Source organism: Actinoplanes sp. NPDC049599 (genome assembly GCF_044465625.1).
In the GTDB taxonomy this organism is placed as follows: Bacteria; Actinomycetota; Actinomycetes; order Mycobacteriales; family Micromonosporaceae; genus Actinoplanes.
Window position 1 is genome coordinate 29,399 of record NZ_JBITLX010000001.1, and the last position, 26,421, is coordinate 55,819.

The 26,421-nt window shown below is 70.9% G+C and carries 22 protein-coding genes; 11 read left to right on the forward strand and 11 right to left on the reverse strand.

What is annotated here, in order from left to right:
* Positions 1-2: 2 nt before the first annotated feature.
* Together nuoN and ACIBQZ_RS00135 are read left to right on the forward strand one after the other, a co-directional pair.
* Positions 3-1,535: an NADH-quinone oxidoreductase subunit NuoN gene (nuoN, locus tag ACIBQZ_RS00130; protein ID WP_396086214.1), complete on the forward strand. Its 1,533-nt coding sequence runs from the start codon at positions 3-5 to the stop codon at positions 1,533-1,535.
* A gap of 506 nt (positions 1,536-2,041) precedes the next feature.
* Positions 2,042-3,034: a polyprenyl synthetase family protein gene (locus tag ACIBQZ_RS00135; RefSeq protein ID WP_396086781.1), complete on the forward strand. Its 993-nt coding sequence runs from the start codon at positions 2,042-2,044 to the stop codon at positions 3,032-3,034.
* A gap of 97 nt (positions 3,035-3,131) precedes the next feature.
* Here ACIBQZ_RS00135 and ACIBQZ_RS00140 read toward each other — a convergent pair whose 3' ends face one another.
* Positions 3,132-4,355 carry an MFS transporter gene (locus ACIBQZ_RS00140; protein ID WP_396086215.1) on the reverse strand — a complete coding sequence of 408 codons (1,224 nt, stop codon included), beginning with the start codon at positions 4,353-4,355 and terminating at the stop codon, positions 3,132-3,134.
* A 153-nt stretch (positions 4,356-4,508) separates the two neighbouring features.
* On the opposite strand from ACIBQZ_RS00140, the gene ACIBQZ_RS00145 reads away from it, so the two are divergent.
* The 3 genes from ACIBQZ_RS00145 to ACIBQZ_RS00155 all read left to right on the forward strand — a co-directional run bounded on the left by ACIBQZ_RS00145 (position 4,509) and on the right by ACIBQZ_RS00155 (position 6,595).
* Positions 4,509-5,303, forward strand: coding sequence for an IclR family transcriptional regulator (locus ACIBQZ_RS00145; protein WP_212989640.1), 795 nt, complete (start codon positions 4,509-4,511; stop codon positions 5,301-5,303).
* 69 nt (positions 5,304-5,372) lie between these two features.
* Positions 5,373-5,888: a sigma-70 family RNA polymerase sigma factor gene (locus ACIBQZ_RS00150; RefSeq protein ID WP_396086216.1), complete on the forward strand. Its 516-nt coding sequence runs from the start codon at positions 5,373-5,375 to the stop codon at positions 5,886-5,888.
* Positions 5,885-6,595: an anti-sigma factor family protein gene (locus ACIBQZ_RS00155; protein ID WP_396086217.1), complete on the forward strand. Its 711-nt coding sequence runs from the start codon at positions 5,885-5,887 to the stop codon at positions 6,593-6,595. The genes ACIBQZ_RS00150 and ACIBQZ_RS00155 overlap by 4 nt, the downstream gene beginning before the upstream one ends.
* A gap of 12 nt (positions 6,596-6,607) precedes the next feature.
* Here the strand turns inward: ACIBQZ_RS00155 and rarD are convergent, their stop codons facing one another.
* The 4 genes from rarD to eccE form a co-directional block, all read right to left on the reverse strand.
* Positions 6,608-7,555 carry an EamA family transporter RarD gene (gene rarD, locus ACIBQZ_RS00160; RefSeq protein WP_396086218.1) on the reverse strand — a complete coding sequence of 316 codons (948 nt, stop codon included), beginning with the start codon at positions 7,553-7,555 and terminating at the stop codon, positions 6,608-6,610.
* Between the two features lie 63 nt (positions 7,556-7,618).
* Positions 7,619-8,065 (reverse strand): GNAT family N-acetyltransferase, encoded by a 447-nt coding sequence (locus ACIBQZ_RS00165; protein WP_396086219.1) that lies wholly within the window; start codon positions 8,063-8,065, stop codon positions 7,619-7,621.
* A gap of 4 nt (positions 8,066-8,069) precedes the next feature.
* A complete protein-coding gene (locus ACIBQZ_RS00170) occupies positions 8,070-8,453 on the reverse strand; it encodes a phage holin family protein (protein ID WP_396086221.1) in 384 nt (127 codons plus the stop codon).
* A 433-nt stretch (positions 8,454-8,886) separates the two neighbouring features.
* Positions 8,887-10,740: a type VII secretion protein EccE gene (eccE, locus tag ACIBQZ_RS00175; protein ID WP_396086222.1), complete on the reverse strand. Its 1,854-nt coding sequence runs from the start codon at positions 10,738-10,740 to the stop codon at positions 8,887-8,889.
* A gap of 300 nt (positions 10,741-11,040) precedes the next feature.
* On the opposite strand from eccE, the gene ACIBQZ_RS00180 reads away from it, so the two are divergent.
* The 4 genes from ACIBQZ_RS00180 to ACIBQZ_RS00195 all read left to right on the forward strand — a co-directional run bounded on the left by ACIBQZ_RS00180 (position 11,041) and on the right by ACIBQZ_RS00195 (position 15,616).
* A complete protein-coding gene (locus ACIBQZ_RS00180; protein WP_396086223.1) occupies positions 11,041-11,361 on the forward strand; it encodes a WXG100 family type VII secretion target in 321 nt (106 codons plus the stop codon).
* Between the two features lie 23 nt (positions 11,362-11,384).
* Positions 11,385-11,678: a WXG100 family type VII secretion target gene (locus tag ACIBQZ_RS00185; protein ID WP_396086224.1), complete on the forward strand. Its 294-nt coding sequence runs from the start codon at positions 11,385-11,387 to the stop codon at positions 11,676-11,678.
* Positions 11,679-13,631: 1,953 nt separating this feature from the next.
* A complete protein-coding gene (locus tag ACIBQZ_RS00190; protein ID WP_396086226.1) occupies positions 13,632-15,254 on the forward strand; it encodes an SseB family protein in 1,623 nt (540 codons plus the stop codon).
* Entirely contained in the window at positions 15,251-15,616 is a 366-nt protein-coding gene (locus tag ACIBQZ_RS00195; RefSeq protein WP_396086227.1) for a hypothetical protein, read from the forward strand. The genes ACIBQZ_RS00190 and ACIBQZ_RS00195 overlap by 4 nt, the downstream gene beginning before the upstream one ends.
* Here the strand turns inward: ACIBQZ_RS00195 and ACIBQZ_RS00200 are convergent, their stop codons facing one another.
* The 6 genes from ACIBQZ_RS00200 to acs all read right to left on the reverse strand — a co-directional run bounded on the left by ACIBQZ_RS00200 (position 15,617) and on the right by acs (position 24,771).
* Complete coding sequence (locus ACIBQZ_RS00200; protein ID WP_396086228.1) at positions 15,617-16,537, reverse strand: alpha/beta fold hydrolase; 921 nt, start codon at positions 16,535-16,537, stop codon at positions 15,617-15,619. It lies immediately after the preceding gene.
* A gap of 18 nt (positions 16,538-16,555) precedes the next feature.
* Entirely contained in the window at positions 16,556-16,999 is a 444-nt protein-coding gene (locus ACIBQZ_RS00205; RefSeq protein WP_396086230.1) for a hypothetical protein, read from the reverse strand.
* Between the two features lie 112 nt (positions 17,000-17,111).
* Complete coding sequence (locus tag ACIBQZ_RS00210; RefSeq protein ID WP_396086232.1) at positions 17,112-19,496, reverse strand: immune inhibitor A domain-containing protein; 2,385 nt, start codon at positions 19,494-19,496, stop codon at positions 17,112-17,114.
* A 151-nt stretch (positions 19,497-19,647) separates the two neighbouring features.
* On the reverse strand, positions 19,648-20,031 hold the full coding sequence (locus ACIBQZ_RS00215) for a hypothetical protein (protein WP_396086233.1): 384 nt from the start codon (positions 20,029-20,031) through the stop codon (positions 19,648-19,650).
* A gap of 73 nt (positions 20,032-20,104) precedes the next feature.
* Entirely contained in the window at positions 20,105-22,513 is a 2,409-nt protein-coding gene (locus tag ACIBQZ_RS00220) for an immune inhibitor A domain-containing protein (RefSeq protein ID WP_396086782.1), read from the reverse strand.
* A 272-nt stretch (positions 22,514-22,785) separates the two neighbouring features.
* Positions 22,786-24,771, reverse strand: a complete 1,986-nt coding sequence (gene acs, locus ACIBQZ_RS00225) for an acetate--CoA ligase (protein WP_396086234.1) — start codon at positions 24,769-24,771, stop codon at positions 22,786-22,788.
* A gap of 199 nt (positions 24,772-24,970) precedes the next feature.
* Between acs and ACIBQZ_RS00230 the strand changes: the two genes are divergently transcribed.
* Positions 24,971-25,714, forward strand: coding sequence for an oxidoreductase (locus tag ACIBQZ_RS00230; RefSeq protein ID WP_396086235.1), 744 nt, complete (start codon positions 24,971-24,973; stop codon positions 25,712-25,714).
* Between the two features lie 42 nt (positions 25,715-25,756).
* Positions 25,757-26,236 (forward strand): PH domain-containing protein, encoded by a 480-nt coding sequence (locus tag ACIBQZ_RS00235; protein ID WP_396086236.1) that lies wholly within the window; start codon positions 25,757-25,759, stop codon positions 26,234-26,236.
* The last annotated feature ends 185 nt before the right edge of the window (positions 26,237-26,421 follow it).

A 26,421-nucleotide genomic window follows, 5' to 3' on the forward strand; every position in this document is an offset into this window, starting at 1 on the left:
CCATGGGAGACCTCAAACTACCGGAGATCAATTACGGCGCCCTGTCGCCGATGTTGATCCTGTTCGGCGCGGCCTGCCTCGGCATCCTGATCGAGGCGGTGCTGCCGAAGGGCCGGCGCAACGGGGTGCAGCTGACCCTCGCGCTCGCCTCCCTGGTCGCGGCGCTGGCCGCGGTCATCCTGACCCGCAACACCCGGGTCGTGACCATCGGCGGCGCGGTCGCCATCGACGGCCCGACGCTGTTCCTGCAGGGCAGCATCCTGCTGCTCGGCGTGGTGTCGATGCTGCTGATCGGCGAGCGCACGGTCGAAGCCGGCGGCGCGTTCGTGTCGCAGGCGGCGATCACGGTCGGCTCGGAGAAGGACCTGCGGCAGGCGGGTGGCCGGCCCGGCGCCACCGAGGTCTACCCGCTGACCATCTTCTCGCTCGGCGGCATGCTGCTCTTCGTCGCCGCGAACGACCTGCTGACGATGTTCGTCGCGCTCGAGGTGCTGTCGCTGCCGCTGTACCTGCTGTGCGCGCTGGCCCGGCGCCGGCGCCTGCTCAGCCAGGAAGCGGCGCTCAAGTACTTCCTGCTCGGCTCGTACGCGTCGGCGTTCTTCCTGTTCGGCGTGGCCCTGATCTACGGCTTCGCCGGCGCGGTCGACCTGGCCGCGATCCACGACGCCGTCGCCGACCCGGCCCGCAACGAGGTGCTGCTCTACGGCGGCCTCGCCCTGGTGGCCATCGGCCTGCTGTTCAAGGGCGCGGCGGCGCCGTTCCACGTGTGGACGCCGGACGTGTACCAGGGCGCACCGACGCCGATCACGGCGCTGATGGCGGCCTGCACCAAGGTCGCGGCGTTCGGCGCGCTGCTGCGCATCCTCTACGTCGCCTTCGAGGGCGTGGTCTGGGACTTCCAGCCGGTGCTCGGCGCGATCGCCGTCCTGACGATGCTGACCGGCGCGATCCTGGCGGTCACCCAGACGGACATGAAGCGGCTGCTGGCGTACTCGTCGATCGCCAACGCGGGCTACCTGCTGGTGGGCGTCCTGGCGCTCAACAAGGAGGGCCTGTCCAGCACGATGTTCTACCTGGTCGCGTACGGCTTCTCGGTGCTGGCGGCGTTCGGCATCGTCTCGCTGGTACGCGACGCGGACGGCGAGGCGACCCACCTGTCCCGCTGGGCGGGCCTGGGCCGCAAGAGCCCGCTCTACGCGGGTGCCTTCTCGTTCATCATGCTCGCCTTCGCGGGCATCCCGCTGACCAGCGGCTTCACCAGCAAGTTCGCGGTCTTCGGCGCGGCGATCGAGGGTGGCCAGACCTGGCTGGTCATCGTGGGCGTGGTCACCAGCATGCTGCTGGCGTTCCCGTACCTGCGGGTGATCGTGATGATGTGGCTGTCCGAGCCGGGCGAGAGCACCCCGACGGTGTCGATCCCGGGCTTCCTGACGTCGGCGGCGCTGGTGATCGGCGTGATCGTGACGCTGGCGCTGGGCGTGATCCCGGCACCCCTGCTGGACCTGACCAACGACGCAGCCCAGTTCGTGCGATAACCGGAAAGCACTCCGGCCGGCTCCGTTCCGGCCGGGGTGCTTCCATCAAGATCAAGGTCATGTCGTGCGTGGTTGCATGGCGCCGACCGTCGCTCCCGCCGAGACCGGGCAAGGGCGACCAATCGCCTGGCGGCTCATGACCGGCCACCCTTACCCTGCCAGCTGATTGCACCCCCGCCCCCTTCGGGGCTGGTCCCGAGACCTTGGTAAATATCGGCCCCTATGAGGGCCACTTTTTACCAAGGTCTCCGAGTTGCACCTCCCGGCTGGACCGGTGGGAGAGCAGGGTCACTTGTGCCAAATTCTCTGCGCTCGCCTCGGCCATCGACCCGGCCGGTAGCGGCCTGATCAGGGTGAGTTGGCAGGTGCTCGGGTGCCGTGGCGGCGGGACTTTTCCGGTTCCGTACCTTCGCAGTGTTTTTGATCTTGCTGGTGGGACCCCTGGGCCCGCCCGGGTCGGGGTCGTATGGCATCGTGAAACTGTGGTGAGCACCGGTGACAGCGCGCTGACGTCGTTCGGCCTCGACATCGATCCTGCGGTCGACGCGTCGGTGACGGCGACGCTTGCCGTGGTGGAGGATGCGCTGCGCAGCAACGTCGCCAGCGCCGATCCGCTGGTGTCCGAGGCCGCGCGGCACCTCATGGATGCCGGCGGCAAGCGGTTCCGGCCGCTGATCCTCGCCCTCGGGGCGCAGATGGGCGACCCGACGCGGGCCGAGATCGTGCCGGCCGCGCTGGTCGTCGAGCTGACCCACCTGGCCACGCTCTACCACGACGACGTCATGGACGAGGCCACCGTGCGCCGCGGCGCGCTCAGCGCCAACGCCCGCTGGGGCAACTCGATCGCCATCCTCGTCGGTGACTACCTTTTCGCGCAGGCCGCCGACATCGCCGCGTCGCTCGGGCCCGAGGCGGTGCGGCTGCAGGCGCGCACGTTCGCCCGGCTCGTGCACGGCCAGATCGCCGAGACCGCCGGGCCGCGCGGTTCCGACCCGATCGCCCACCACCTGCACGTGATCACCGAGAAGACCGCGTCGCTCATCGCGACGTCGGCGCGCTTCGGCGGCCTGTTCTCCGGCGTCACCCCCGAGCAGGTCGAGGCCCTCACCGGGTACGGCGAGACGATCGGCATCGCGTTCCAGCTCTCCGACGACCTGCTCGACATCGCGTCGGAGTCGGTGCAGTCGGGCAAGACGCCGGGCACCGACCTCCGCGAAGGCGTGCCGACCCTGCCGGTGCTCTACGCACTCGCCGGCGACGACACCGACGCTTCCGCCGTGCGGCTGCGCGAGCTGCTCGCCTCCGGGCCGCTGGTCGACGACGCGCTGCACGCCGAGGCGCTGGGGCTGCTGCGGGAGTCCGGTGCGATGAAGCGGGCCCGGGAGACCGTCCGCACCTATGCGGAAGAGGCCCGCTCGCGCCTCGTGCCGCTGCCGCAGGGATCGCCGCGGCAGGCCATGGAGTCGCTCTGCGACTTCATCGCCGACCGCACCGGCTGAGCCGCGACCGCACCGGCTGAGCCGCGACCGCACCGGCTGAGCCGCGACCGCACCGGCTGAGCCGTGACGGCTGAGCCCACCGCGGCGGCTGGGCCCGTCAGCCGGCCTCTGTGAGCGCCGCAGCGCGGTTTGCATGGCGGTGCAGCATGCGGCTGCCGAGCACCATCGCCGCCGCCGCCCACAGCATCGCGATTCCCGCCACCGTCCACATCGTCGGGTAGCCCGCCGCCGTGGCCACCGCGCCCAGGCTCAGCGGGCCGATGCAGCCGCCCGCGTACACGCCGGTCTGGGTGATCGAGGTGGCCGCCGCCGGGGCCTGCGGGTGCAGCCGGACCACCGCGAAGTTCATCAGCCCCGGCCACGCCCACCCCAGGCCGAAGCCCAGCACCACGCCCACGATCAGCGGCGCCATGCCGGCCTGGGAGAGCAGCGCCAGCCCGCCGGCGCCCACGGCCAGCATCCCCGCGATGACGCCGATCTGGCGGTCCGGAAGGCGATCCGCCAGCCAGCCGCCGCCGATCCGGGCCAGCACCCCGACCGCGCTGCCCAGGGTCAGCGCCAGCCCGGCCGGTCCGGGCGCCAGGCCGCGGGACACCGCCGAGTCGACCAGGAAGGTGCCCAGCGCGTTCGCGGAGCCGGCCGCCAGGGTCGCGCCGATGCCGATCACCACCAGCGCCGCGGTGGCCCGGTCGCCGCCGTTTGCCGCCTTGTGCCGGCGCTCGTTGCGTTCGGCCGGCACCAGCAGCAACGCCGCCGCGGCCCCGGCAGCCGCGAACACGAACGCCCAGCGCCATCCCACGGTCAGCGCCACCACCGGCACCGCCGCCCCGGCCAGCAGTGTGCTCACTGGGATCGCCGCCTGCTTCACGCCGAACGACAACCCCTGCCGGCGCACCGGTACGTGCCGGGACAGGCTGGTGTTGCTCGCCAGCTGGCCCATCGCGTTCGCCGCCGCGCCCAGAGCCAGGATCGCGATCAGGCTCCACAGTGAGCGGGCCGCCACCGCTATCGTCAGCAGGGACACCGCGGCCAGGCTGATCCCGGCCCGGGCGATGGCGGTCGAGCCGTACCGTTCGACGAGGGCGCCGGCGGGCACGGAGGCGAGCGCGCTGGCGCCGAAGTACGCCGAGACGGCCAGTCCGAGCCCCGCGGGGCTGAAATCCAGTTCCTGGCTGATCTGGACCGCGAGACCGCCGACGAGGAAGACCGGAACCGAACAGGCGATGGTGGTCGTCAGCGCCCCGGTCGCGGCGCGCAGCGGGCGGGCCGCGTTCGCGCTGGTAGCGGCGATTTCGGCGGGGGAGGTCTGCGGCTCGGCCATCAGTCGGAGCGTATGCCGCGGCGGTGCCGACCCGGGACAGTGAGTGTCAATGACCACACGTCGCGTAGAGATCGGTCATGGTCGACACGCTTCAGGCATTCCGTCCGAGGAAGATTATTCATATGGTGTAAGTCCCCGGCGTCGGAGGTGGCTGTGCGCGACCCCCTGGCGGAGCCGTCAGATCTCATCCGGAGCGTGTCACGCGCCCTGCGCGTGCTCGAATCGGTGGGTCGGGCCCCGCGCGGACTCACCGTGAAACAGATCGCTCGGCGATGTGAGCTGACCGTTGCGACGACGTATCACCTTGTCCGTACCTTGGCGTACGAGGGCTATGTGATCCGTCGGGAAGACGGCACCTACATTGTCGGCCTGGAGATCGCGGACCGGTACCGCGAGCTCGTCTCCGCCTTCCGCGGGCCGCCGTCGGTGGGCGAGGCGTTGCGCCGGGCCGCGGTCGAGACCGGTTACAGCCACTATCTGGGCCGCTTCGTCGGCGGCCGGATCGCGGTGACCGCGTCCGCCGAGGGCGCCCGGTCGCCGTTCATGGACGACATGGTGCCCGGCTTCGACGAGGGCGGTCACGCCACCGCGCTCGGCAAGGCCCTGCTCGCCACGCTCACGGCCGACCAGCGCGCCCGCTATCTGCGCGACTGGGGCATGCGGGCGTTCACCCCGGCCACGCTGACCTCGCCCGAGGCGCTCGAGGCCGACCTGGCCGCGGGCGAGCGGCGCGGGATGCAGCTCGAGATGGGCCAGTTCCGCCAGGGGCTCGCCTGCGCCGCGGTGAACGTAGTCGCCGACCGGGACATGGAACGCCGGCTGGTGCTGGCCTGTGCGCTGCCGGCTGCGGAGATGCTGACCTCTGCCCGGGTCGTGCGCGCCAAGCTCACCGCCGCCGCCCGCAGCGTCGCCGAGGCCCTCTCCGCGGGAGACGCCGCCACTGCCTGACCTGCCGTTGAACCGCCCGCCCACCCGGCACGTAGTACGGGTTGGAGCGCGCGGAGGAGGTCGGCAGGCTTGGAAGATCAGGATGCCGAGTTGCTGCGCGCCCTGCAGGACGAGCACGGGGAAGCCCTGTTCGCGCACGCCGTACGGCTCTCCGGAGGCGACCGGCAGCGGGCGGAGGACCTGGTGCAGGAGACGCTGCTGCGGGCCTGGCGTTACCCGGAGGCACTCGACCCGGAACGTGGCGCGGTGCGGTCATGGCTGTTCACCACCGCGCGCAACCTGGCGATCGATGCCTGGCGGCGCCGGTCGGTCCGGGTGGGCGAGGTGGTCACCGACATGATTCCCGAGCCGCCGCCCAGCGCGGACGAGGCCGACCGGGCCGTGGAGGCCTGGACGGTCGCGGAGGCCCTCGGACGGCTGTCCCAGAGTCACCGCGAGGTCCTGGTGGAGTGCTTCTACCAGGGGCGTTCCGTGGCCGAGGCGGCCGCGCGGCTGGGGGTGCCGCCGGGCACGGTCAAGTCGCGGACGCACTACGCCCTGCGCTCGCTGCGCATGGTCCTGGACGAGATGGGGGTGACGGGATGAGGTGCGACCACGAGCACGACGACGGTGCGTACGTCCTGGGCGCCCTGTCTCCCGCCGAACGCGCCGCCTACGAGCGCCACCTGGCGACCTGCTCGTTCTGCCGCGAGGCGGTGGCCGACATCGCCGTGCTGCCGGGGCTGCTCGGCCGGCTGGACCCCGCCGACTTGGAGAAGCTGCTCTCGCCCGATCCGCAGCCCATGCGGACCCGCCGCACCAGCATGAGCATGCCGGACCTGGTCACGGCGGCCCAGTCGACGCGACGCGACGAGCGCCGCCGGGTCCGCTGGCGGGTGCTCGGCTCGGCGCTCGCCGCCGCCTGCCTGGCGCTGGTCGTCGGCGTCGGCGCGGTCTTCTGGATGGGCCGCGGCGCCGGTCCGGATCCTGCGGTGCCCGGCCCGGCGATCGCCATGACCCCGGCCAACGAGCGGGTGCAGGTGTCCGCCCGGATCAACCTGGCCGGTGCGGCCGGTGGCACCAAGGTCGAGCTGGAGTGCTTCTACAACGGTGACAAGGACTCGCAGCCGTACACGATCCGGCTGATGGCCTACGGCCCGGATGAGGAGAGCGAGCAGCTGGGCTCGTGGACCGCGTCGCCGGGCAAAGAGGTCAAGATGTCCGGCCTGACGCACTTCACCACCGGGACGCTCTCGCGGCTTGCGCTGGTGCGCACAGACGATCGCACCCTGCTCTCCTACAACGTCCCCTGACGGGTTCGCCCGTCAGCGTGGCGGAAGGGCGGCGGCTGGTTCGGCGGTGGCGGCCGCTGCGGCAGCCGCCGCCCTCCCATTGGCCGCGGTCCGCGCGCCGCGCAGCCCGTCCACGGTGAAGATGATCAGCGCGATCCAGACCAACCCGAACCCGGCCAGCCGGGCGGGTGGCATCGGCTCGTGGAAGAGCAGCACGCCACAGGCGAGCTGCAGGATCGGCGCGACGTACTGCAGGATGCCGATGCCGACCAGCGGCACCCGGTTGGCCGCGCCGGCAAAAAGCAGCAACGGTACGGCGGTAGCGACGCCGGACAACAGCATCAGCGCGGTGTGCCCGGCCGACACGTGCCCGAACTCGGCGCCGCCGGTGAGGTTCAGCCAGGCGAGGTAGCCCAGGGCGGGCACCGCGAGCACGGCGGACTCGATGAAGAGCCCCTCGGCCGGCGGCAGCGAGAGCCGCTTCTTGATCAGGCTGTACGACCCGAAGCTGGCGGCCAGCACCAACGCGATGTAGGGCAGGTGCCCGTAGTCGGCGGTCAGCACGGCGACGGCCAGCCCACCGAAGCCGAGCGCGACCCACTGCCACAGCCGCAGCCGCTCGCGCTGCACGGTTACGCCGAGCAGCACAACGACCAGCGGCGTGATGAAGTAGCCCAGCGCCGTCTCGACGACCCGGGACGAGTTGACGCCGTAGATGTAGGTCGCCCAGTTCACGCCGATCAGCACGGCGGCGAGCGTGATCCCGCCGAACAGCCGGCGGTCGCGCAGGATACGGCCGAGGAAGCGCCAGTTCCGCAGCACCAGCAGCACCACGCTGATGAACAGCACGGACCAGATCACCCGGTGCGCCAGGATCTCCAGCGGCGGCGCGGGAGCGAGCAGCTTGAAGTAGATCGGGAAGAAGCCCCACAACACGTACGCCGTGAGGCCGTACAGATAGCCTCGCCGTTCCTCGCCCATCCGCTCACCGTAAGGTCCAGCCGAGGGCTCGCTCCTTGCTTATGTCGTAGCTCACCAGGCCAATCAGCCGGTGGCGGCTTGCAGGTCACACTCCATCCAGCGCCCGGCGTCGACCGGTTCGAAGCCCAGCGGCGCGTAGACCCGGTGCGCGTCGCGGGTCACCAGCACGAACCGCTTCAGGCCGCGCCGCGCCAGGTCGTCGCGCAGGACGCGAACGAGCCAGCCGCCCAGGCCGCGACCGCGGCACTCCGGATCGACAAAAACATCACACAGGTACGCGAAAACGACGCCATCTGTCACTACCCGCGCGAAGGCGAGCTGGCGCCCGTCGGCCTCCCGGTACACGCCGACCGGCTCCGAGCCGGCGATAGCCCGGCGCATGGTCTCGGCGGACCGGCCGGTCGCCCAGTAGGTGCCGGAGATCCAGCCGTGCACCAGCTCATGGTCGATCAGCCCGGGATCGGTGCTCAGCAGCAGGCCGTCGCGCCGTTCCTGGAGTACGGGGCTCATCGGCTCAGTCGTCGCCGCCGTCCGGGACCAGCATGTTGAGCACCCAGCTCACCACGCCGACCAGCAGCGCGCCGAGGATCGCGCTCGGCCAGAAGTCGTCCACGTGGAACGGCAGATCGAACTGGCCGGCGATCCAGCTGACCAGCAGGAACAGCAGGCCGTTGACGACCAGCGAGATCAGGCCGAGGGTCAGCACGTAGAGCCCGCAGCCGATCGTCTTGATGATCGGGCGCAGCACCGCGTTGACGATGCCGAAGATCACCGCGACGGCCAGCAGCGCGCCGATCTGCCCCCCGAGGGACTCGGTGGTGAGACGGATGCCGTCGATCACCAGCGTTGCGATCCACAGCGAGACGGCGGTGATGACCAGCCGGATGAGGATGCCCATGGCACGGGATGGTGCCACGCCGGGGCCACCCGGGTGGGCGACACTCCCCGATCTTGACGAGCTCGTTGCCTTCATACCCCGGCAAACACGACGAATCGATAGATATCACTGGCTCCGGCGCGGCCGGCCTTGCGCACGGCCGCGGCCATGGCTGAGCCGCGGTTGGGGGCTGAGCCGCGGTTGGGGGCTGAGCGGCGGTTGGGGGCTGAGCGGCGGTTGGGGGCTGAGCGGCGGTTGGGGGCTGAGCGGCGGTTGGGGCTGAGCGGCGGTTGGGGGCTGAGCGGCGGTTGGGGCTGAGCGGCGGTTGAGGCTGAGCGGCGGTTGAGGGCTCAGCCTGGGCGAGGGCTCAGCCTGGGCGAGGGCTCAGCCCGGCCGAGGGGCTCAGCCTGGGCGAGGGCTCAGCCCGGCCGAGGGCTCAGCCCGGCCGAGGGGCTCAGCCGCGGACCGGGGGGCCGATCAGCTGGGCTTCGATCGGGGTCTGGGAGAGCATCGCCCAGCGGACCGCACGCCGGTTGATGACGCCGACCATGTCCGCGCGGATCTGGGTCAGCCACTTCGCCGCCTCGCCGAGCCCCAGCGCCGCGCCCACCAGCGCCGCCTCCTCCGGGCGCAGCGGCTGGACCAGCACCAGGTCGGCCCGGGAGGCCGCGTCGGCGTCGGCCGGGCTGAAGTCGTCCCGGACCACCAAGGTGGCCTGCCAGCCCGCGCCCGGGCGGTTGTCGGCGCCGACCGGGCCGATGTCGACCACCACCAGCAGCGGATGCAGCGCCGAGCCCGGGGGGATCTCCACGGCCCGGCCCGGCGGGATGACCGTGATCGCCTCGCCCGGCACCGCGGCGCCCCGGACGAACGGCTCCCAGGCCTGCGGGCGGGCCGTCTGCACGACCACCCGGGCGCCCAGCGCCATCGCCCGCAGCGCCACCAGCTGGGCGCAGCGGACACCGCCGACCAGCAGCGCCCTGGTCTGCTCCGGGCGGAACAGCCGGGCGATCACCGGTTCGCCCCGGCGGTTGCTGCCGATCATGAGCCCGGCCGGGGCGATCGGCAGCTGGAGGTCGTCCAGCAGGTCGGCCCGGGCGGCATCCGGGCTGGGCCGGCCGGGCACCTCCGGGATGCCGAGCGGCAGGGTCGCGGTGAGCCCGTCGAGGTGCTCACCGTCCAGCCGGCGGGCCGTGGCGCGCTCGCCGGCCAGTACCTTGCGCAGGGCCTGCGTGGCCACGGACAGAGCCGCGCTGTCGGGAGCCGCCAGCCGCACGGTGAGGTCGATGGCGGTCTCCGCGCCGGTGGCGGAGCGTGGGCCCACGCCCAGGGCGACCGTGGTCGCGGCCGCGGGCAGGGTCAACAGCCGGGACACCAGCCGGCGCGAGGTCTCGACGCGCAGGTCGGGCCAGCGGCGCAGCCGGAACGTGGCCTGGGTCAGGCTGCCGACCCGCAGGCCGGGCCAGGTCTCCTGGGCGGCGCCGATGCCGTCGTCATGGGCCAGCTCGGAGACCACCCGCAGGGCCGCGGCCTCGCCGAGCGGGCGGGCGGGGGTCGGGCCGAGCCGGCGCAGCAGCTTGCGGACCAGCCCGGAGAGCGCCCGCCGGAGATCGTCTTCGGACCAGCCGTCGGCCCGCAGCACGCGCACGGCCAACAGGGCCCGGCTGTGGCCGAGCAGGCGGCCGTCGGTGAGCTGGCGGTAGGAGTTGGCCGGGGTGCCGCCGCCGGCCCGCAGCGAGGGCGCGGGGGCGCCGACGAGAATGAGCTGGAGACGGCACGGCGGGTGCTCGGTGCCGGCCGGCGGCAGCAGGCCAGCCGGGGACGGCAGCGTGACCGTCTCCTCGGCGAGCAGACCGCTGGGGTCGCCCAGCTCCAGCACCGCGGTCAGGCCGTAGCCGTCGACGAGCACCGCGCCCGGGTCGCCGGCGAGCTCGGTCTGCTCGATCCGGGCGCCGGGCGCGACGAACTCGAGCAGCGCGGTCGGCCGGTCGGCGACCGCGACGGTGTGCCGGCGCCCGGCGAATCGCATCCCGGTGCCGAGCCACTCGAACGCCCACCGGCCGCGCAGCCGCAGCCACGTGACGGCGAGCAGGACGATCGCCACGAAGGCCGCAGCGGCGAGCGCGATCGGGCCGTTGACTGCCCCGACAAGTAAGGCGACGGCGGCCACCTGGGTGCTGACCCACTGACCGGTGCGAATACCGAATAAACGTCCATGTCGGACACGCTGGGTGCGTACCTTCGGCAGTCGCTCGCCCGCGCCGCTGAGCTCCGGGAAGCTGCGACCGCCCGCCAGGTCTGCCGTCACCGTGCGCCTGCCCTTCCCCGATTTCGCCTTGCCTGAGCGGGCTCATCGTATGGCGCGGGCCGCGGACGCAGGGGGCCCTGTGGATATCCACAGGGTCCCCGACCCGGCTACCGTGGCCGCGTCCGACCCGTTACGGTCAGCGACGGCAATGGATAAACGGCAGCTCAGGCGGGCCCCCCACTGTTACCCGGGAGCGGTTAACCTGAATGTCACGTCAACGCACCCGGGTCCGCGGCGGAAAGCGAGCCATGCCGGACCCCGGGCAGGACAGACGATCAAGAAAGCGGGGTGACGTCCGGGGTGTCCCAGACGCAGGCAAGTTCCGTGGAGATGGCGCGGGTTTCCGCGAGTTTCGACCAGGTCAACAGCGAGTTGACGGACATGCTCAACAAGCTCATCGGCCGGCTTTCCCGGCTGCAGACCGCCTGGGTCGGCAGCGGCGGCCGGGCGTTCGAGTCCGTGAAGAACCAGTACGAGCAGGACCTCAAGCAGCTCAACAAGGCCCTCGCGGACACCGCCGAGGCGATCAGGACCTCCGGTGTCAGCTACGACACCACCGACTCCTCGGCCGCCAGTCAGGTGGCCAAGTCCGGTGGCGGCGGCGTCAGCCTGCCGCTCTAACTTCGATCTCGAAGGAGCACGACATGAGCGACGGTTTGCTACGCGTTGACTTCGCTGCCCTGGCTGACGCCGGCGTCGACATCCAGAGTGCTGTCGACCAGCTCGACACCAAGCTCAGCCAGCTCCAGGCCGACGCGAAACCGCTGGTGGACACGTGGGAGGGCAAGGCGCAGGCGGCGTATTATCAGCGCCAGCAGAAGTGGGACACGGCCGCCACCGACCTCAAGAACATCCTCCGCGACATCAAGCTTGCGGTCGACCGGTCCGCGCAGGACTACGCGACGACCGAGGGCAACGCGGAGAAGCGCTTCCTCTGAGCCTTCGCAGGGGCGGCCGGGCCGTCTGGTCCCGGCCGTTCCTGACTCTCCCGCGATCCGGCTACCCCGGGTCATCGGGCAGTATCGCTACGCGACACAATCGGGTTCGATCACACTTCTTGGCTGTATGCGTACGGCCGCCCATTGTGATCGGCGCCTGACCTTGTAGGTTGTACGCGTTGAGATGGCCCGTTCGCCGCGAAGGGAGAGGTGGACGTGACCGAGTGGGAACCGGCTACGGACGCCGAGATCGCGATGCGCAATGCCCTGCGCACCGACGACCAGGAGTCCTACTTCCGCATTCTCGCCGGTGTCGACCTGCTCCTTCCGGTCTCGGCGGATGCCCTCGCCGGCCTCGCCCCGCTCGGTTGGGGCACGTGGAGCACCGGCGGCCGTACGCATGTCCTCGCCTTCACCTCGCCGTCCGCCCTGCAGGCGTGCCTGGCTGACTACACCGGCTCGGCCCGCCGCGTCGCGTACCAGGAACTGGCCGACACCTGGCCGAACCTCGAATGGTGGCTGGCGGTCAACCCGGGCCTGCCGATCGAGGGATACCTGCCGGCCTGGTTCGTGGCCCAGCTCTCCCGCGGCGACCTGCGCCTGCCGACCCGCGGCCCGGGCCGCGAGGGCAGCAACGCGCCGAACCGCATCCAGGACCTGCACGCCGCGGCGACATTGGCCGCGACGGCTGCGGCCCAGGGATACAACGCGGCGGCACAGACCTATGCGGGCCCGGAGTCTGGCGGGCCCATCCCGGGCAGCCCCGCGCCCAGCGGCGCTTCCAGCAGCCCTGCCTACGGCGGATCTAGCTCCGGCGGTCCGGCCTACGGTGCCGGTTCCGGCGCTCCTGGGTCAGGTGGTCCGGCCTACGGCGCCGGGCCTGATGGTCCTGGGTCTGGCGGTCCGGCCTACGGCGCCGGGCCTGATGGTCCTGGGTCTGGCGGTCCGGCCTACGGCGCCGGCTCCGGCGGTCCTGGGTCTGGCGGTCCGGCCTACGGCGCCGGCTCCGGTGGTCCTGGCTCCAGTGGTGCCGGCTCTGGTGGTTCGGCCTATGGCGGTGCTGCCACGAGCGGGACCGTCCCGGGCCGGTCCGTGCCGAGTGGGTCCATGCCGACCGGACCGGCTGGTTCCGGTGGTGGGGCGCCGGCCGGCCTGGCGTCCGGCTCGACACCTTCGGGCGGTTCTGCGCCTCTTGCCGGCTCGTCGGCGTCCGCGTATGGCGGGTCGCCCTCCGACGGGCGGTTCTCGGGTGACCCGGCGGGTGGTGGATCCGCCGCCGGCCTGGGTGGCCGGCTGCCTGATTCCTCTTCTTCCGCCGCTGCCGGTTCCGGCGCCCCGGTCGGGCCGGGTGGCCTGCCGCTGCGCACCCCCGGAGCGGTGCTGCCCAGCGGTCTGCCCTCCCGGGTGCCGGGAGCCCCGGCTGGACATGACGGCGGCATCCCCGGCGGCCAGTTCAACGGCTTCGGCACGTCGTCCGGCCCTCGTCCCGCTCAGCCCGGCGGTCCGGCCGCCGACCAGCCAGGCGATCGTGGACCCGCCGGCGGCCCGACCCACGACCCCGGCAGCCCATCGGCCCGACCCGGTGGATCACCGGCCCAGCCCGGTAGCCCATCGGCCCGACCCGGCGGATCGCCGACCCAGCCCGGCGGCCCATCGGCCCGACCCGGCGGCCCATCGGTCCGGCCCGGTGGATCACCGGCCCAGCCCGGCGGCCCATCGGCGCGGGCCGGTGGTGGTCTGCGGCCCGCGGCCGGTGCCGCCGGTGAAGTGCCTGCCGCCTATCAGCCGCCGACTCTGCCCCCGAGCGATTCGGCGGGTTCCGGCCCGCGGTCTGCCCCCGGTTCCAGTGCCCTCAGCGCCCTGGGCAGTCGCACCGCAGCCCCCACGGGTGGCGCGCCTGCCGCCCCGCAGCCGTTGCAGCGGCCCGACTCCCCGCTGCCCACGCGGACGCCGATGGCCCAGACGCCGCCGTTGCCCGCCCACATCCCGCCGCCGCCGGGCACCGATGATGTCCCGGGTGGCTCCGGCGAGACCGGGGTCAGGGGCCAGGACGACGACCAGAGCGCGCCCCCCGGTGGGCTGCCGCGCCGTCAGGTCACCGCGCCCGAGGAACGGCCGCCTTCCATGGCCGCCGCCGCTCAGGCCCTCGCCGGCAACCGCGCTGCCCCGCCTGCTACCCAGGAGCAGGCCAAGTCGGCGCAGCCCGGCCTGGTGCCGCCGGTCATCCCCGGCGCAGGTGGTGCCGGCCGCTCCGCGAGCACCCCGATCGTCCCGGCCGGAGCATCCCGGCCCACCATCCCGCCCGCGCCGTCGACGCCGTCCCCGCAGCCACCCGGCGCGGCGCCGTCCCGGCCCGACCCGGCACCGGCCCGACCCGGCACCTCCGGCCCGGAAGCGGCCCAAACCACAACGACCGGCACCGGCGACGCCAGGACGACGGGCGCCGACACCACTGATGCCGCAACGACCGACGCGGACGCCACATCCGGCACCGGACCAGCCGATACCTGGTCGGCCGGCAGCGGTCCCGGCACCGGCACCGGCAGCGGTCCCGGCATCGGCAGCGGTCCCGGCCAGGACGGACCGGTCGGCACCGCGGCCGACTCCGCCGACTCCAGGACGAGCTTCGACGACGACTTCGTACCGGCGAACGAGGTCGAGCGCGACCTCTACCGCGCCGTCGATGAGAGCAGCACCGATTCCTTCCTCTCCACGCTGCTGCTCGCCACCGTTCTCGTGCCCGTCGCGTCCAACTCGCGGCCCGGCAGCGCTCCCGGCGAGTCCGGGTTCGCCTTCCGGACCGAGGAGATCGACGGTGACCGGTTCCTGGTGGTCTTCACCAGCCGGGACCGGCTCGCCGAGCACTTCGCCGAGCCCACCCGCACGGTCGGGGTGCGGTTCGTCGATCTGATCCGGAACTGGCCCGATCCGGCCTGGTCGTTCGCCGTCAATCCGACGTCGCCGATCGGCGCGAAGTATCCCGGTCCGCAGGTCATCGCGCTTGCCACCTGGGCGGTCGAGGCCGGGCTGGGCGGCGAGCCGGTGGACGCGCCGGCGCCGGTGCCGCAGCCGCAGCCCGCCGAGGCCACCGCGCAGCTGACCATGATGCAGAAGGCAGTGCCGGCCGAGCAGGTCGACTACTACCTGGAGCGGGGCTACGACCGGGTTGCCGGGTTCGTGCACCGGTCCGGCGAGGTCGAGCACCTGCGCAGCCCCGGCGATCTCTTCGCGGCCCTCGGCCTGCTCTACGACGGCTCGCCCTATCAGGGCGACGCCAAGGAGGCCTTTGTGCTCCGCTGGCCGGCTCACCGGCCCAGCCTCTACCGCATCCCGTACGGCGGGCAGAGCGAGCAGGCACTGCGGGCCATGGACGGCTGGGTCATCGAGCGGCCGCCGTTCCGGGGCAACGGGTTCGCCCCCGGCGAGGGCAAGGACGTCATCGCGGAGTTCAAGGTGGACAGTGTGCGGCTGCCGCACGGCGCGCAGTTGTGGCGGATGGACGCCGACGGCACCGAGCAGATGATCGCGGTCTTCGACTGTGACGCGCCGGTGTGGCGCCGGGTCGGTGAGCAGTGATGCGGGACGGCTACGTGGTCAACTGGCAGGGGCGCGAGTACGACGCCGCGCCGGACGGCGAGAACGTGCGGGTCTACGCGCCCGAGCCCGCCGACGGCTTCGACGAGGTCCGGCCCGGCCGGCACGTCCGGGTGCTCAAGCCCGGCGAGTTCGGCGACCTGGTGTACGTCCGGACAACCTGTTCGTGGCGCGGCGAGCCGTTCATCGTGCTCGCCGAGGCCGACAACTGGCTGCGCCTGGAGTACACGGGTGGCCGCGCGCCGGTCGCCCGGGAGCTGGGGCTGGAGGAGTTCGACTTCGGCGTCTACCAGGGCTGGGCCCCGGCGAACGAGGTCACCGAGCTCTACGAGCACCGCGTCTGATCAGGCCTTGAGCCAGCGCAGGATCTCGCCGGTGACCAGGTCGGGCGCCTCCTGGTGGAGGAAGTGGCCGGCGTCCGGGATCAGCCGCCACTCGTACGGCGCGATCACGTAGCGGCCCGAGCCCTGTGCCGTGCGGGGCAGCACCGCCGTGTCCAGCTCGCCGTGCATCTGCAGGGTCGGGGTGACCAGCGGCTGCTGCATGAGCTTGACGAAGCGGTAGCCCTGGAGCCGCAGCGCGGACCGGAACACCCACCGGTACGCCTCGAGCGCGCAGAACGCCGCCTGCGGGATCTGGATGGCCTCCCGGCACCGGGCGGCGTACTCCGCGTATTCGGCCGTCTGCGTCCATCTCGGACTGCTCCAGTGCTCGATCAGCTCGCCGACCACGGCCGCGTCGTTCCTGGTCAGCACGTGCTCGTAGCGGGGCACCTGGAACCGCAGGATCGACGCGCTGGCCGCCGCCTGGCCGCGGGGGTCGGCGAAGAGCGCCGCGCGCAGCCGCAGCGGGTGGGCCGCGCCGAGCACCACCAGCCGGCTGACCATCTTGGGGTGGAAGGCCGCCGCGGCCCAGCCGATCATGCCGCCGGCGCCCGCGCCGACGATCATCGCCGAGCGTTCGCCGAGCGCGCGGATCAGGCCGGTCACGTCGGCGGCCATCGTGTAGCCGTCGTAGCCGCGCGGGGGCTTGTCGCTGGCGCCGTATCCGCGCAGGTCGACCGCCACCGCCCGGAAGCCCGCGTCGGCGAGCCGGGTCAGCACGTCGTGCCAGGCCCACCAGAACTCCGGGAAGCCGTGCAGCAGCAGGACGAGCGGCCCGGTGCCCGCCTCGACGACGTGGAACCGGCTGCCGTTGGCGCCGACAAAACGGTGGGTCCAGGGGCCCTCCGTCAGTACGCACGCCTCGTCCACCTGGGCACTCATGCGAACCAGCGTACGGGCCTAGGGAAACCGCTGGATGGCACCCATGGCGACCGGGATGCCCTCACCGCAGTCGATGCGCAGTTTCGCCGGGGTCAGTTCGGCCCGGATGTGGTCGCCCTTGGCGAGTTTGATGCCCTCGACGGAGTACATGGCGTAGGCGACACCGTCGAAGGTGACCAGCCCGTAGCAGGGGCCGCCGCCGCCGCGGGTGATCGTGCCCTCGATCCAGCCGGGCGAGGGGATGTTGTCCGTGGGCGTCTTCGGGATGCCGGCCGGCTTGGACGGCGCGGGCCCGGTGGGCACCGAGTTGTACGGACCGCTGGGTGCGGGCGCGACCGTGGAGGCCGAGTCGCTGGGGGTGACGGGCACGGAGTTGCCGGGTGTCACTTCGGCGCCGGAACACCCCGTCAGACTGCCGAGGACCAGGAACGTTGCTGTGGCCGTACGGGAAAACGAGATCATGACCCACCTCCGTGAGTGAGACCCGGGCCCGGCCCTGCGGGTTCCCGTGGGGGTGAGAAAAGGGCGACGCCCGGGGGCCTCGGCCCCCGGGCGTCGCTGTGGTGCGGGTGGATCAGGAGAACTTGACCTTGAGCGAGGTGCCCTTCTGCTCCACGACCTTGATCTTGACGCCGACGGCCGGCAGCTTGACGCCGGCCCACGGGATCTCGTCGTAGAAGTACTTCTTGGTGTCGTCGAACGTCGGCTGCGCGGCCTGGCCGCGGATGTAGCTGGCCTTGCCGTTGATGTGCAGCGTGAACGAGTCCGCCTTGGTGGTGCCGAACGGCGCGTCGTAGAGCTGGATGCGCGAGCGCCACGGGGTGCCGTCGAGGTTGTAGAACGGCGCCGGGCGGCTGTCGATGATCAGGTTACGACCCTGGCCGGGGTGCACGTTGACGTTGTTGTCAGCGACCGACGTGTCGTTGTACGAGATCAGCAGGCCCTGCTGGTACGCGAAGTGCTCGACCCAGTCCGGCCTGGTGCTCGCCCAGCCGAAGTTGTACGGGCCGGTCTTCAGGTACTTGTCGAACTTGGTGTACGTGCGGTTGCCCGCGATGTAGAAGTTGTCGTACTCGTCGGTGTAGGACGAGCCCTCGATGCTGAAACCGGCAGCGGTCCAGGTCGGGGTGGCCTCGGCACCGTCGGTGGAGACCGCGGCGCCGTTCACCGTGATGGTGAGGTCGTCGCCGAAGAAGCCGCCCGCGGACAGGCCGCCGTCGGTGATGTAGTGCAGGCGGACCTGCACCTTCTTACCGGCGTACGCGGTCAGCGGGATGCTGACGTTGCGCCACTCGCCGGCGCTGTCGCCACCCAGGGCCGGACGCGGGGGCACCGCGCCGTCCTTGATCAGCGGCTCGCCGTTGACCGTGCCGTCGAGCGCGGTCCAGGTGGTGCCGTCGGTGGAGGCCTCGAAGTAGAGGTAGTCGTAACCCTCTTCGATGTTGTAGCGGCCCTTGAGGTCGAGCGACGCCGAGGTGGCCCCGGTCAGGTCGACCGACTTGGTGAGCGTGGTGTTGAGGTTGTCGTCGTTGCCGGAGAAGTACTGCTTGGTGCCGGCGAACGGCGCACCGAGGTCGGTGGTGACCTCCTTGTCGGGCAGCACCACAACCGCGGCCTGCGCCTTGGAGCTGTTGTACTCCTGCGGGCCGAGCTCGAGGGTCTTCTTCTGACCCGCGACCACGGTCTCGTAGTCGAGCCAGCCGAGCTGGAGCTTCTGCCAGGCACCGAGGTCGCCCGGGCGCGTGCCGAGGGGCTCGCCGGCGCCGGAGAGACGGCTCTGCGCCATCAGGGTCCAGAACTCGCTGTTGTTGTTCGAGCCACCGGAGGTGTCGTAGTCGTCCGGCAGGCCGAGGTCGTGGCCGTACTCGTGAGCGAAGACGCTCAGGCCGCCGTTCTCGGGCTGGACGGTGTAGTCACCGATCCAGACGCCGGTGTTGCCGATCTGCGTGCCACCCGCCTTGTTGGTGGCGGGGCCGGTGACGCCGGCCGAGGTGTTGTACGCGTACCAGCGGTGCGCCCAGATGGCGTCCTCACCCTGCTGCGGGTCACCGTCGGACTGGTCGCCGCCGGCGTGGACGATCTGGAAGTGGTCGATGTAGCCGTCCGACTCGTTGAAGTCGCCGTCGCCGTCGAAGTCGTAACGGTCCCACTGGTCGTAGGACTTCATGTCGGCGGCGATCTGCGCGTCGGTGCGGCCGGCGGCCTTCTGGTCGGCGACCCACTTGTTGGCGGCGTCGGTGACGAGCGCCCACATGTTGGTGTCGGTGCAGGCGCCGGTGATGTCGCAGTCGCGACCGTAGCGGGCCTCGTTGTAGTTGACCTTCACCCAGTCGGAGACCTTGCCGTCGACGCTGTAGCGCCCGGACGACTGGGTCTCGTAGTAGGTCTTGAGCGACTCGACGCCTTTGCCCTTACCGAAGTAGAGCTCCTGGTAGTGGGCCTGGTTGTAGTCAGACTGCCACACCGTGCTGTTGTCCTTGGTGCGGTCCGGCGAGGGGATCGCGTTGTGCAGCGGGCCCTCGAAGGTCGTCGGGCCCGGCGTCGCCGGGTCGCTGTCGACGTCCGGGTAGTCCGGGTGCCGGTCGTTGCCGAATTCCGCCAGGATCACGAAGATCTTGTCGGTCCGCTCGTTGGTCAGCTCGACGTACTGGTCCTGACCGGCGCGGGCGACGCGGCGGTTGGTCTCGCCACCACCGCGGGTCTTGCCAAGCTTGGCAACGGTGCTACCGCCGCGCTGCTGCGTCTTGACGGTGCCCTTGAGGATGCCGTTGATGGCCGCCTCACGCAGCTCCCGGCGCTTGTCCTCGAACGGGTTGGGAAACTCGTCCACCGGGGCCTTCTTGCTGGCCGTCGCCGGGGCCGGATCCACCGGAGGGGCCGCCATCGCCGCGGCCGGGAGGGAGATCCCGACGCTGCTGACCATTGCGGCACCGAGTAGTCCCACGACTACTTTGCGCACTTACTACCTCCGTTGACGTGACCGAGTCGCTGGGTGCAGCGGATCGGCGGTAAACGGCCCCGTGATTCGGGGCTCACGTGAACGTATGCAAACAGTCAGATGTATGGAAGTGCTGGCAACAAAAGAATTGAGATCTTTATGTTGTTCGCGCTCAGCGCAGCGGTGTCAGCGTCTTGACCTCGACGAGAGTTCCCGGTCCGCAGTCGATCCGTAACCGGGACGGCACCGCGTCGACGGTAATCCGAATGCCGGTCGACAATGCGCGACCCTTGGCTTCATAGAGGGCATATTGGACTCCGTCGTCGGTGACGAGGCTGTAGCACGGTCCCGATCCGCCGCGGCTGACCGTGCCGACGATGACCGTGGTCGCCTTGGTGTCGTCGGTCGGTTCGCTCGGTGGCGCCGTGGGTGCGCTCAGTGTCGGCAGGGCGCTCGCGGGCTCCGCGCCGCTCGGGAGCTCGCCGCCGGCGGCACACCCGGAGAGCAGGAAAAGGACGACAAACCCGATTTTCTTCACGATGACTGGGACGTGCACCGATCCTCCTTGGTTCCGACACGACGGCGCCCGGGGAGTGGACTCCCCGGGCGCCGTGTTTGTTACGGGTGGATCAGCCGAACTTGACCTTCATCGAGGTCCCGTTGACGTCGACCACCTTGATCTTGACGCCGACGGCGGGGAGCTTGACGCCGTGGTTCGGCAGCTCGTCGTAGAAGTACTTCTTGGTGTCGTCGAACAGCGGCTGCGCGGCCTGGCCCCGGATGTAGCTGGCCTTGCCGTTGATGTGCAGCGTGAACGAGTCCGCCTTCTTCAGGCTGAACGGCGCGTCGTACACCTGGATGCGGGCCCGCCAGGGCAGCCCCTCGAGGTTGTAGAACGGCGCCGGGCGGCTGTCGATGTACAGGTTGCGGCCGCTGCCCGGGTGGACGTTGGTGTTGTTGTCGACCTGCGACGTGTCCCAGTAGGAGATCAGCAGACCCTCCTGGTACGAGTAGTGGTCCACCTTGTCCGGCAATGTCGGGAGGTAACCGAAGAAGTACGGGCCGGTCTTCAGGTACTTGTCGTACGACACGTAGCTGCGGTGGCCGGCGATGTAGAAGTTGTCGAACGTCTCGATCGAGGTGCCGCCGACGATGGTGAAGCCGTTCAGGGCCCAGGTGCTGGCACCCTCGGCACCGTCGGTGGAGACGGTCGCGCCGTCCGCGGTGACGGTGACGTCGTCGCCGAAGAAGCCGCCCTCGGAGACACCGCCGTCCGTCAGGTAGTGCAGCCGGAAGTCGATCTTCTTGCCGGCGTAGGCGTTCAGCGGCACCGCGATGTCGACCCACGCGCCACCCGTGCTGCCGGTCAGCGACGGCGTGCCGCTGGCGTCCGTCGGGAAGGCAGCGCCGTTGACCGTGCCGTTGAGGCGGGTCCACGTCGTGCCACCGTCGGTCGAGGCCTCGAAGTAGAGGTAGTCGTAGTCGACCTCGATCTCGTAGCGGCCCTTGAGGGTGACCGCGCCCGTCGTCTTGCCGGTGAGGTCGATCGCCTTGCTCATCGAGGTGTTCAGGTCGTCCGCGTTACCGGAGAAGAACTGACCGGCGCCCGCGAACGGGGCACCGAGGTCGGTGGCGACCTCCTTGTCCGGCAGCACCACCACGGCGGCCTGGGCCTTCGCGGTGTTGTACTCCTGCGGGCCGAGCTGGAGGGTCTTCTTCTGGCTGGGCACGACGGTCTCGTAGTCGAGCCAGCCGAGCTGCAGCTTGTTCCAGGCCCCGAAGTCGCCGGGGCGGGTGCCGATGCCCTGGTCCTCCTTGGCGCTGAGCCGGCTCTGCGCCATCAGAGTCCAGTGCTCGTTGTTGTTGTCGCCGCCACCGGAGGTGTCGTAGTCGTCCGGCAGGCCGAGGTCGTGGCCGTACTCGTGGACGAAGACGCTCAGGCCGCCGTTCTCGGGCTGGATCGTGTAGTCGCCGATCCAGATGCCGGTGGTGCCGATCTGGGTGCCGCCGAGCAGGTTGCCGGCCGGGCCGGTGCGACCCTGGTCGGTGCCGAAGGCGTACCAGCGGTGGCTCCAGATGGCGTCCTCACCCTGGTACGGGTCACCGTCGGCCTGGTCGCCGCCGGAGTGGACGATCTGGAAGTGGTCGATGTAGCCGTCCGACTCGTTGAAGTCGCCGTCGCCGTCGAAGTCGTAACGGTCGTACTGGTCGAACGACTTCATGTCGGCGGCGATCTGGGCGTCGGTGCGCCCGGCGGCCTTCTGGTTGGCGACCCACACGTTGGCGGCGTCGCGGACCAGGGCCCAGGTGTTGTTGCAGACCTGGCTCGCGCAGACGGCCGGGTCGTCGCCGTTGGCGTCGGTGGGCAGGTCGTTCGAGCGGCCGTAGCGGGCCTCGTTGAACGGCACCTTCACCCAGTCGGTGACCTCGCCGTCGACGCTGTACCGGCCGGAGGACTGGGTCTCGAAGTAGGTCTTGACCGACTCGACGCCCGTGCCCTCACCGAAGTACAGGTTGCGGTAGAAGTCCGCCGAGTAGTCCGCCTGCCACACCGTCGAGTTGTCCACGGAGCGGTTCGGCTCGGGGATCTCGTTGTGCAGCGGACCGTCGAAGCGGGCCGGCCCCGGGATCGCGGGGTTGGTGTCCTTGTCCGGGTAGTTCGGGCTGCGCTCGTTGCCGAACTCGGTGAGGATCACGAAGATCCGGTCGGTCTTCTCGCGGCCGACCTCGACGTACTGGTCCTGGCCGGACTTGGCGACGGTGCGGTTGCTCGTGCCCGAGCCCTGCGTCCGTCCGACCTTGACGACCGAGCTGCCGTCCTTCGTCACCGCCTTGGCCTTGCCGCTCACCACGTCGGCGACGGCCTGCTCGCGCAGGGCCCGCCGCTTGTCCTCGAGCGGGTTGGGCAGATCATCGACGGGTGCTGCGTTGGCATCGGCCTTTGCGACCGGCGCTGGATCCACTGGCGGGGCGGCGTTGGCACCACCGGGGAGCATGACCCCGACACTGGTGACCATCGCGGCGCCGAGCAGTCCCACGACCACCTTGCGCACTACGTGTACCTCCGTTGACGTGACCGAGCGCTGGGGTGCAGCGGACGGCGGTAAACCGGCCTCGGATTCGAGGCTCACGTGAACGTATGCAAACGGACCGATGTCTTGGAAGGGGTGGGAGATATTGATGAGCGATGGTTACGCATTATGGTTTTGCCATAATGCAAGCACCGGCAAAAGCCCGAAAGTGGACTGTGCACATGAAACGGCGGCAGACCCTACAATCGCAGGCCTGCCGCCGTTAATAGATAGGTGTCTCAGTCTTCGGACTTACCCGCCTGCATGCCCGACGAGATCAGGTCCATCACGGCCGAGTCCTGCAGGGTCGTGACGTCGCCCAGCGAGCGGTTCTCCGCGACGTCCTTCAGCAGCCGCCGCATGATCTTGCCAGAACGGGTCTTCGGCAGTTCGGCGACGAGCATGATCTGCCGCGGCTTGGCGATCGGGCCGAGCTTCTTGGCGACGTGGTTACGCAGATCCTGGATCAGTTTCTCGCCGGCCTCACCCGAAGTGTCCACATTGCCGCGAGGAATGGTGAATGCCACGATTGCCTGGCCGGTGGTCGGGTCGGTCGCACCCACCACGGCCGCCTCGGCGACCGACGGATGCGACACCAGCGCGGATTCCACCTCGGTGGTCGAGATGTTGTGCCCGGAGATCAGCATGACGTCGTCGACCCGGCCGAGCAGCCACAGCGCGCCGTCGTCGTCCCTCTTCGCGCCGTCGCCGGCGAAGTAGACCCATTCGTCGCCGGCGCCCGCACCCTTGCCGAAGCGCGACCAGTACGTGTCCTTGAAGCGCTGGTCGTCACCCCAGATCCCGCGCAGCATCGACGGCCACGGCTCGCGCAGCACCAGGAAGCCGCCACCGCCGTCGGGCACCGACTCGGCCTCGTCGTTGACCACGTCGGCGGAGATGCCGGGCAGCGGGGTCATCGCCGAACCGGGCTTCGACGCGGTCACCCCGGGCAGCGGCGAGATCATCATCGCGCCGGTCTCGGTCTGCCACCAGGTGTCCACAATGGGGGCGTTGTCGTGGCCGACGTGCTCGCGGTACCACATCCAGGCCTCGGGGTTGATCGGCTCGCCGACGCTGCCGAGGATGCGCAGCGAGGACAGGTCGTACTTGGCCGGGATGTCGTCGCCCCACTTCATCATCGTGCGGATGAGGGTGGGCGCGGTGTAGAGCAGGCTGACCTTGTACTTGTCGACGATCTCCCAGAACCGGCCGCGGTGCGGGGTGTCCGGGGTGCCCTCGTACATGACCTGGGTGGCGCCGTTCGACAGCGGCCCGTAGACGATGTACGAGTGGCCGGTGACCCAGCCGATGTCCGCGGTGCACCAGTAGACGTCGGTCTCCGGCTTGACGTCGAAGACCGCGTGGTGGGTGTACGAGACCTGGGTCAGGTATCCGCCGGTGGTGTGCAGGATGCCCTTGGGCTTACCGGTCGTACCCGAGGTGTAGAGGATGAACAGCGGGTGCTCGGAGTCGAACGCCTGCGCCTCGTGCTTGTCGTCGGCCTGCTCGACGGTCTCGTGCCACCACCGGTCCTTCTCGCCCCAGGCGACGTCCTCGCCGGTGCGGCGGACGACCAGCACGTGCTCGATGCTCGGGCACTGCGCCACGGCCTCGTCCACGGTCGGCTTGAGCGCCGAGGGCTTGCCACGCCGGTAGCCGCCGTCGGCCGTGATCACCAGCTTGCAGTCGGCGTCCTGGATGCGGGTGGCGAGCGCATCGACGGAGAAGCCGCCGAAGACCACGCTGTGCAGGGCGCCGATCCGGGCGCAGGCCAGCATCGCGACCGCCGCCTCGGGGATCATCGGCAGGTAGATGGCCACCCGGTCGCCGGCCGTCACGCCGAGCTCGGTCAGCGTGTTCGCCGCCTGGCTGACGCTCTTGAGCAGGTCCGCGTACGTGATCGTGCGGGTGTCGCCCGGCTCGCCCTCCCAGTGGATGGCGACCTTGTCGCCCCGGCCGGCCTCGACGTGCCGGTCCACGCAGTTGTAGGCGATGTTCAGCTCGCCGCCGACGAACCACTTGGCGAACGGCGCGTTCGACCAGTCGAGCACCTCGTCCCACGGCTTGGCCCAGCTGAGCCGGCGCGCCTGCTGTTCCCAGAACCCCAGCCGGTCCTCGTCGGCCTGCCGATAGGCCTCGGCCTCGACGTTGGCGTTCGCGGCAAGCTCGGCCGGCGGCGGAAACGTCCGCGTCTCCGAGTACAAGTTCTCCAGTGTCTCGCTCATGAGGGCGGCTCCTCTGCCATGACCGGTCGCTTCGTGTGAACACTAGTTCTGCCGGGGGAGCCCGGCGAGAGTTGCAAGCTGTAGCGCCATCTGGCCGCGCCGAACGGGCGCGGCGTGCTCGGTACTGCGCGAATACTTCCACTTCCGAGCCCATTCGCGCATCCCGTGTTTCCGACCTTTTTCCGGCTACGGTTGGCCCGTGACTTCCGATCCACTCGCCCCGCTGCTCGCGCTCGCCGACGTCGAGCCCGCCTTCACCGCCGCACGCGAGCGGGTGGACGCCGCGCTGCGGCACCGCGCGCTGCGCCGCAACGGCGGCCAGGTGGCCGCCGAGGTGAGCCTGCGGGCGGCGGTGGCCAGCGCGGCCCTCGAAGAGCATCGGTACGACCTGGAGGAGGTACGCGCCGGCACGGTCACCGACCCGGTGCTCCAGGGTGCCCTGCGGGTCGCCGAGGCAGTGGGTGGCCTGGTCGACCTGTGGCCCCGGGCGCCGCGTCAGGTGCTCGCCCGGCTGCACGTGCTGGCGGCCCGTGGCGTGGTGCCGGAGCCCGAACTCGGCCGGCTGGCGAGCGGCGCCGACCGGATCGACGCGCTGGCCGGGCTCGTGGCCGGCAACGAACGCACCCCGCCGCTGCTGCTCGCCGCCGTGGTGCACGCCGAGCTGCTGACGCTGAAGCCGTTCGCCGGGCCGGCCGGGATCGTCGCGCGGGCGGCGGCCCGGCTCACCCTGATCGGCCGGGGCTTCGACGCCCGCGGCCTGGTCGGCGTCGAGGTCGGGCACCTGGCCCGCGAACCGGAGTACGTGGGCGCCGCGGGGGCCTACGCCACCGGCACGCCCGACGGCGTGCGGTCGTGGCTGCGGCACTACGCGGCAGCGGTGTCCGCGGGCGCCGACGAGATCGCGGAGATCGGCGACGCCGTGCTCGCCCCTTCGGGTACGTAGCACCTCGCCCGATTGTCCGCTCGGGTTGGCATACTCGACGGGGTGGGAGACGAGTGGAAGCGTCCGTACACACCGGGCACCGGCCGCTGGCTGGTGATCGGCTGGGAGGCGGTCGCGCTCGCGCTGCTCGGCTGGAGCACCGTCGAACAGTTCGGTCTGGCCGGCCCCGGCATCCGCATCCTGGCGACGGTCATCGCGACGGTCTGGGTGGTGGGCGGCTGGCGGATCCGCGAGATGGGCGTGTACGTCGGGCCGGCGGGCGTGCGCATCCGGGGACTGCTGTGGTCGCGGACGATGCGGTGGGAGCAGATCGCCCAGGTCCGGCTGCATCAGCACACCCGCAAGATCGGGAGCTGGGAGCTGCAGGGCGGCATGACCGTACTGATCGAGCGCCGCGACGGCGCGACGGTGAACACCGAGCTGTGGGCGCAGGGGGTCGACTTCCATTCCCGGCCGCAGGTCTTCCGGGCGGTCTACCGCGAACTGCGGGAGCGCCACCTGGCGGCGGTCGCGCCGGCCTGACCCCGGACGTGAGGACGGCGCCTCACGAGTGAGGCGCCGTCGCTTCGCGCGTCCTACCGGGTTATCAAGCGTGCTCCTGGGTCGTTGTCGACAGTCCTGATGAGGTGCCGCCGCAACGTGCCTGCCGTGGCTGATCGCGCGTGGGTTCCCGGTGGCCGTGCACGGTTCCCGTTGCCAGGTCCCGC

Bases quoted from the DNA above. Each gene is read 5' to 3' on its own strand.
- ACIBQZ_RS00205 (WP_396086230.1), bottom strand. From the start codon at position 16,999: ATGATCTCGTTTTCCCGTACGGCCACAGCAACGTTCCTGGTCCTCGGC.
- ACIBQZ_RS00200 (WP_396086228.1), bottom strand. From the start codon at position 16,537: ATGAGTGCCCAGGTGGACGAGGCGTGCGTACTGACGGAGGGCCCCTGG.
- ACIBQZ_RS00165 (WP_396086219.1), bottom strand. From the start codon at position 8,065: ATGAGCCCCGTACTCCAGGAACGGCGCGACGGCCTGCTGCTGAGCACC.
- ACIBQZ_RS00190 (WP_396086226.1), top strand. From the start codon at position 13,632: ATGGCCCAGACGCCGCCGTTGCCCGCCCACATCCCGCCGCCGCCGGGC.
- rarD (WP_396086218.1), bottom strand. From the start codon at position 7,555: ATGGGCGAGGAACGGCGAGGCTATCTGTACGGCCTCACGGCGTACGTG.
- ACIBQZ_RS00140 (WP_396086215.1), bottom strand. From the start codon at position 4,355: ATGGCCGAGCCGCAGACCTCCCCCGCCGAAATCGCCGCTACCAGCGCG.
- ACIBQZ_RS00155 (WP_396086217.1), top strand. From the start codon at position 5,885: ATGAGGTGCGACCACGAGCACGACGACGGTGCGTACGTCCTGGGCGCC.
- acs (WP_396086234.1), bottom strand. From the start codon at position 24,771: ATGAGCGAGACACTGGAGAACTTGTACTCGGAGACGCGGACGTTTCCG.
- nuoN (WP_396086214.1), top strand. From the start codon at position 3: ATGGGAGACCTCAAACTACCGGAGATCAATTACGGCGCCCTGTCGCCG.
- ACIBQZ_RS00170 (WP_396086221.1), bottom strand. From the start codon at position 8,453: ATGGGCATCCTCATCCGGCTGGTCATCACCGCCGTCTCGCTGTGGATC.
- ACIBQZ_RS00185 (WP_396086224.1), top strand. From the start codon at position 11,385: ATGAGCGACGGTTTGCTACGCGTTGACTTCGCTGCCCTGGCTGACGCC.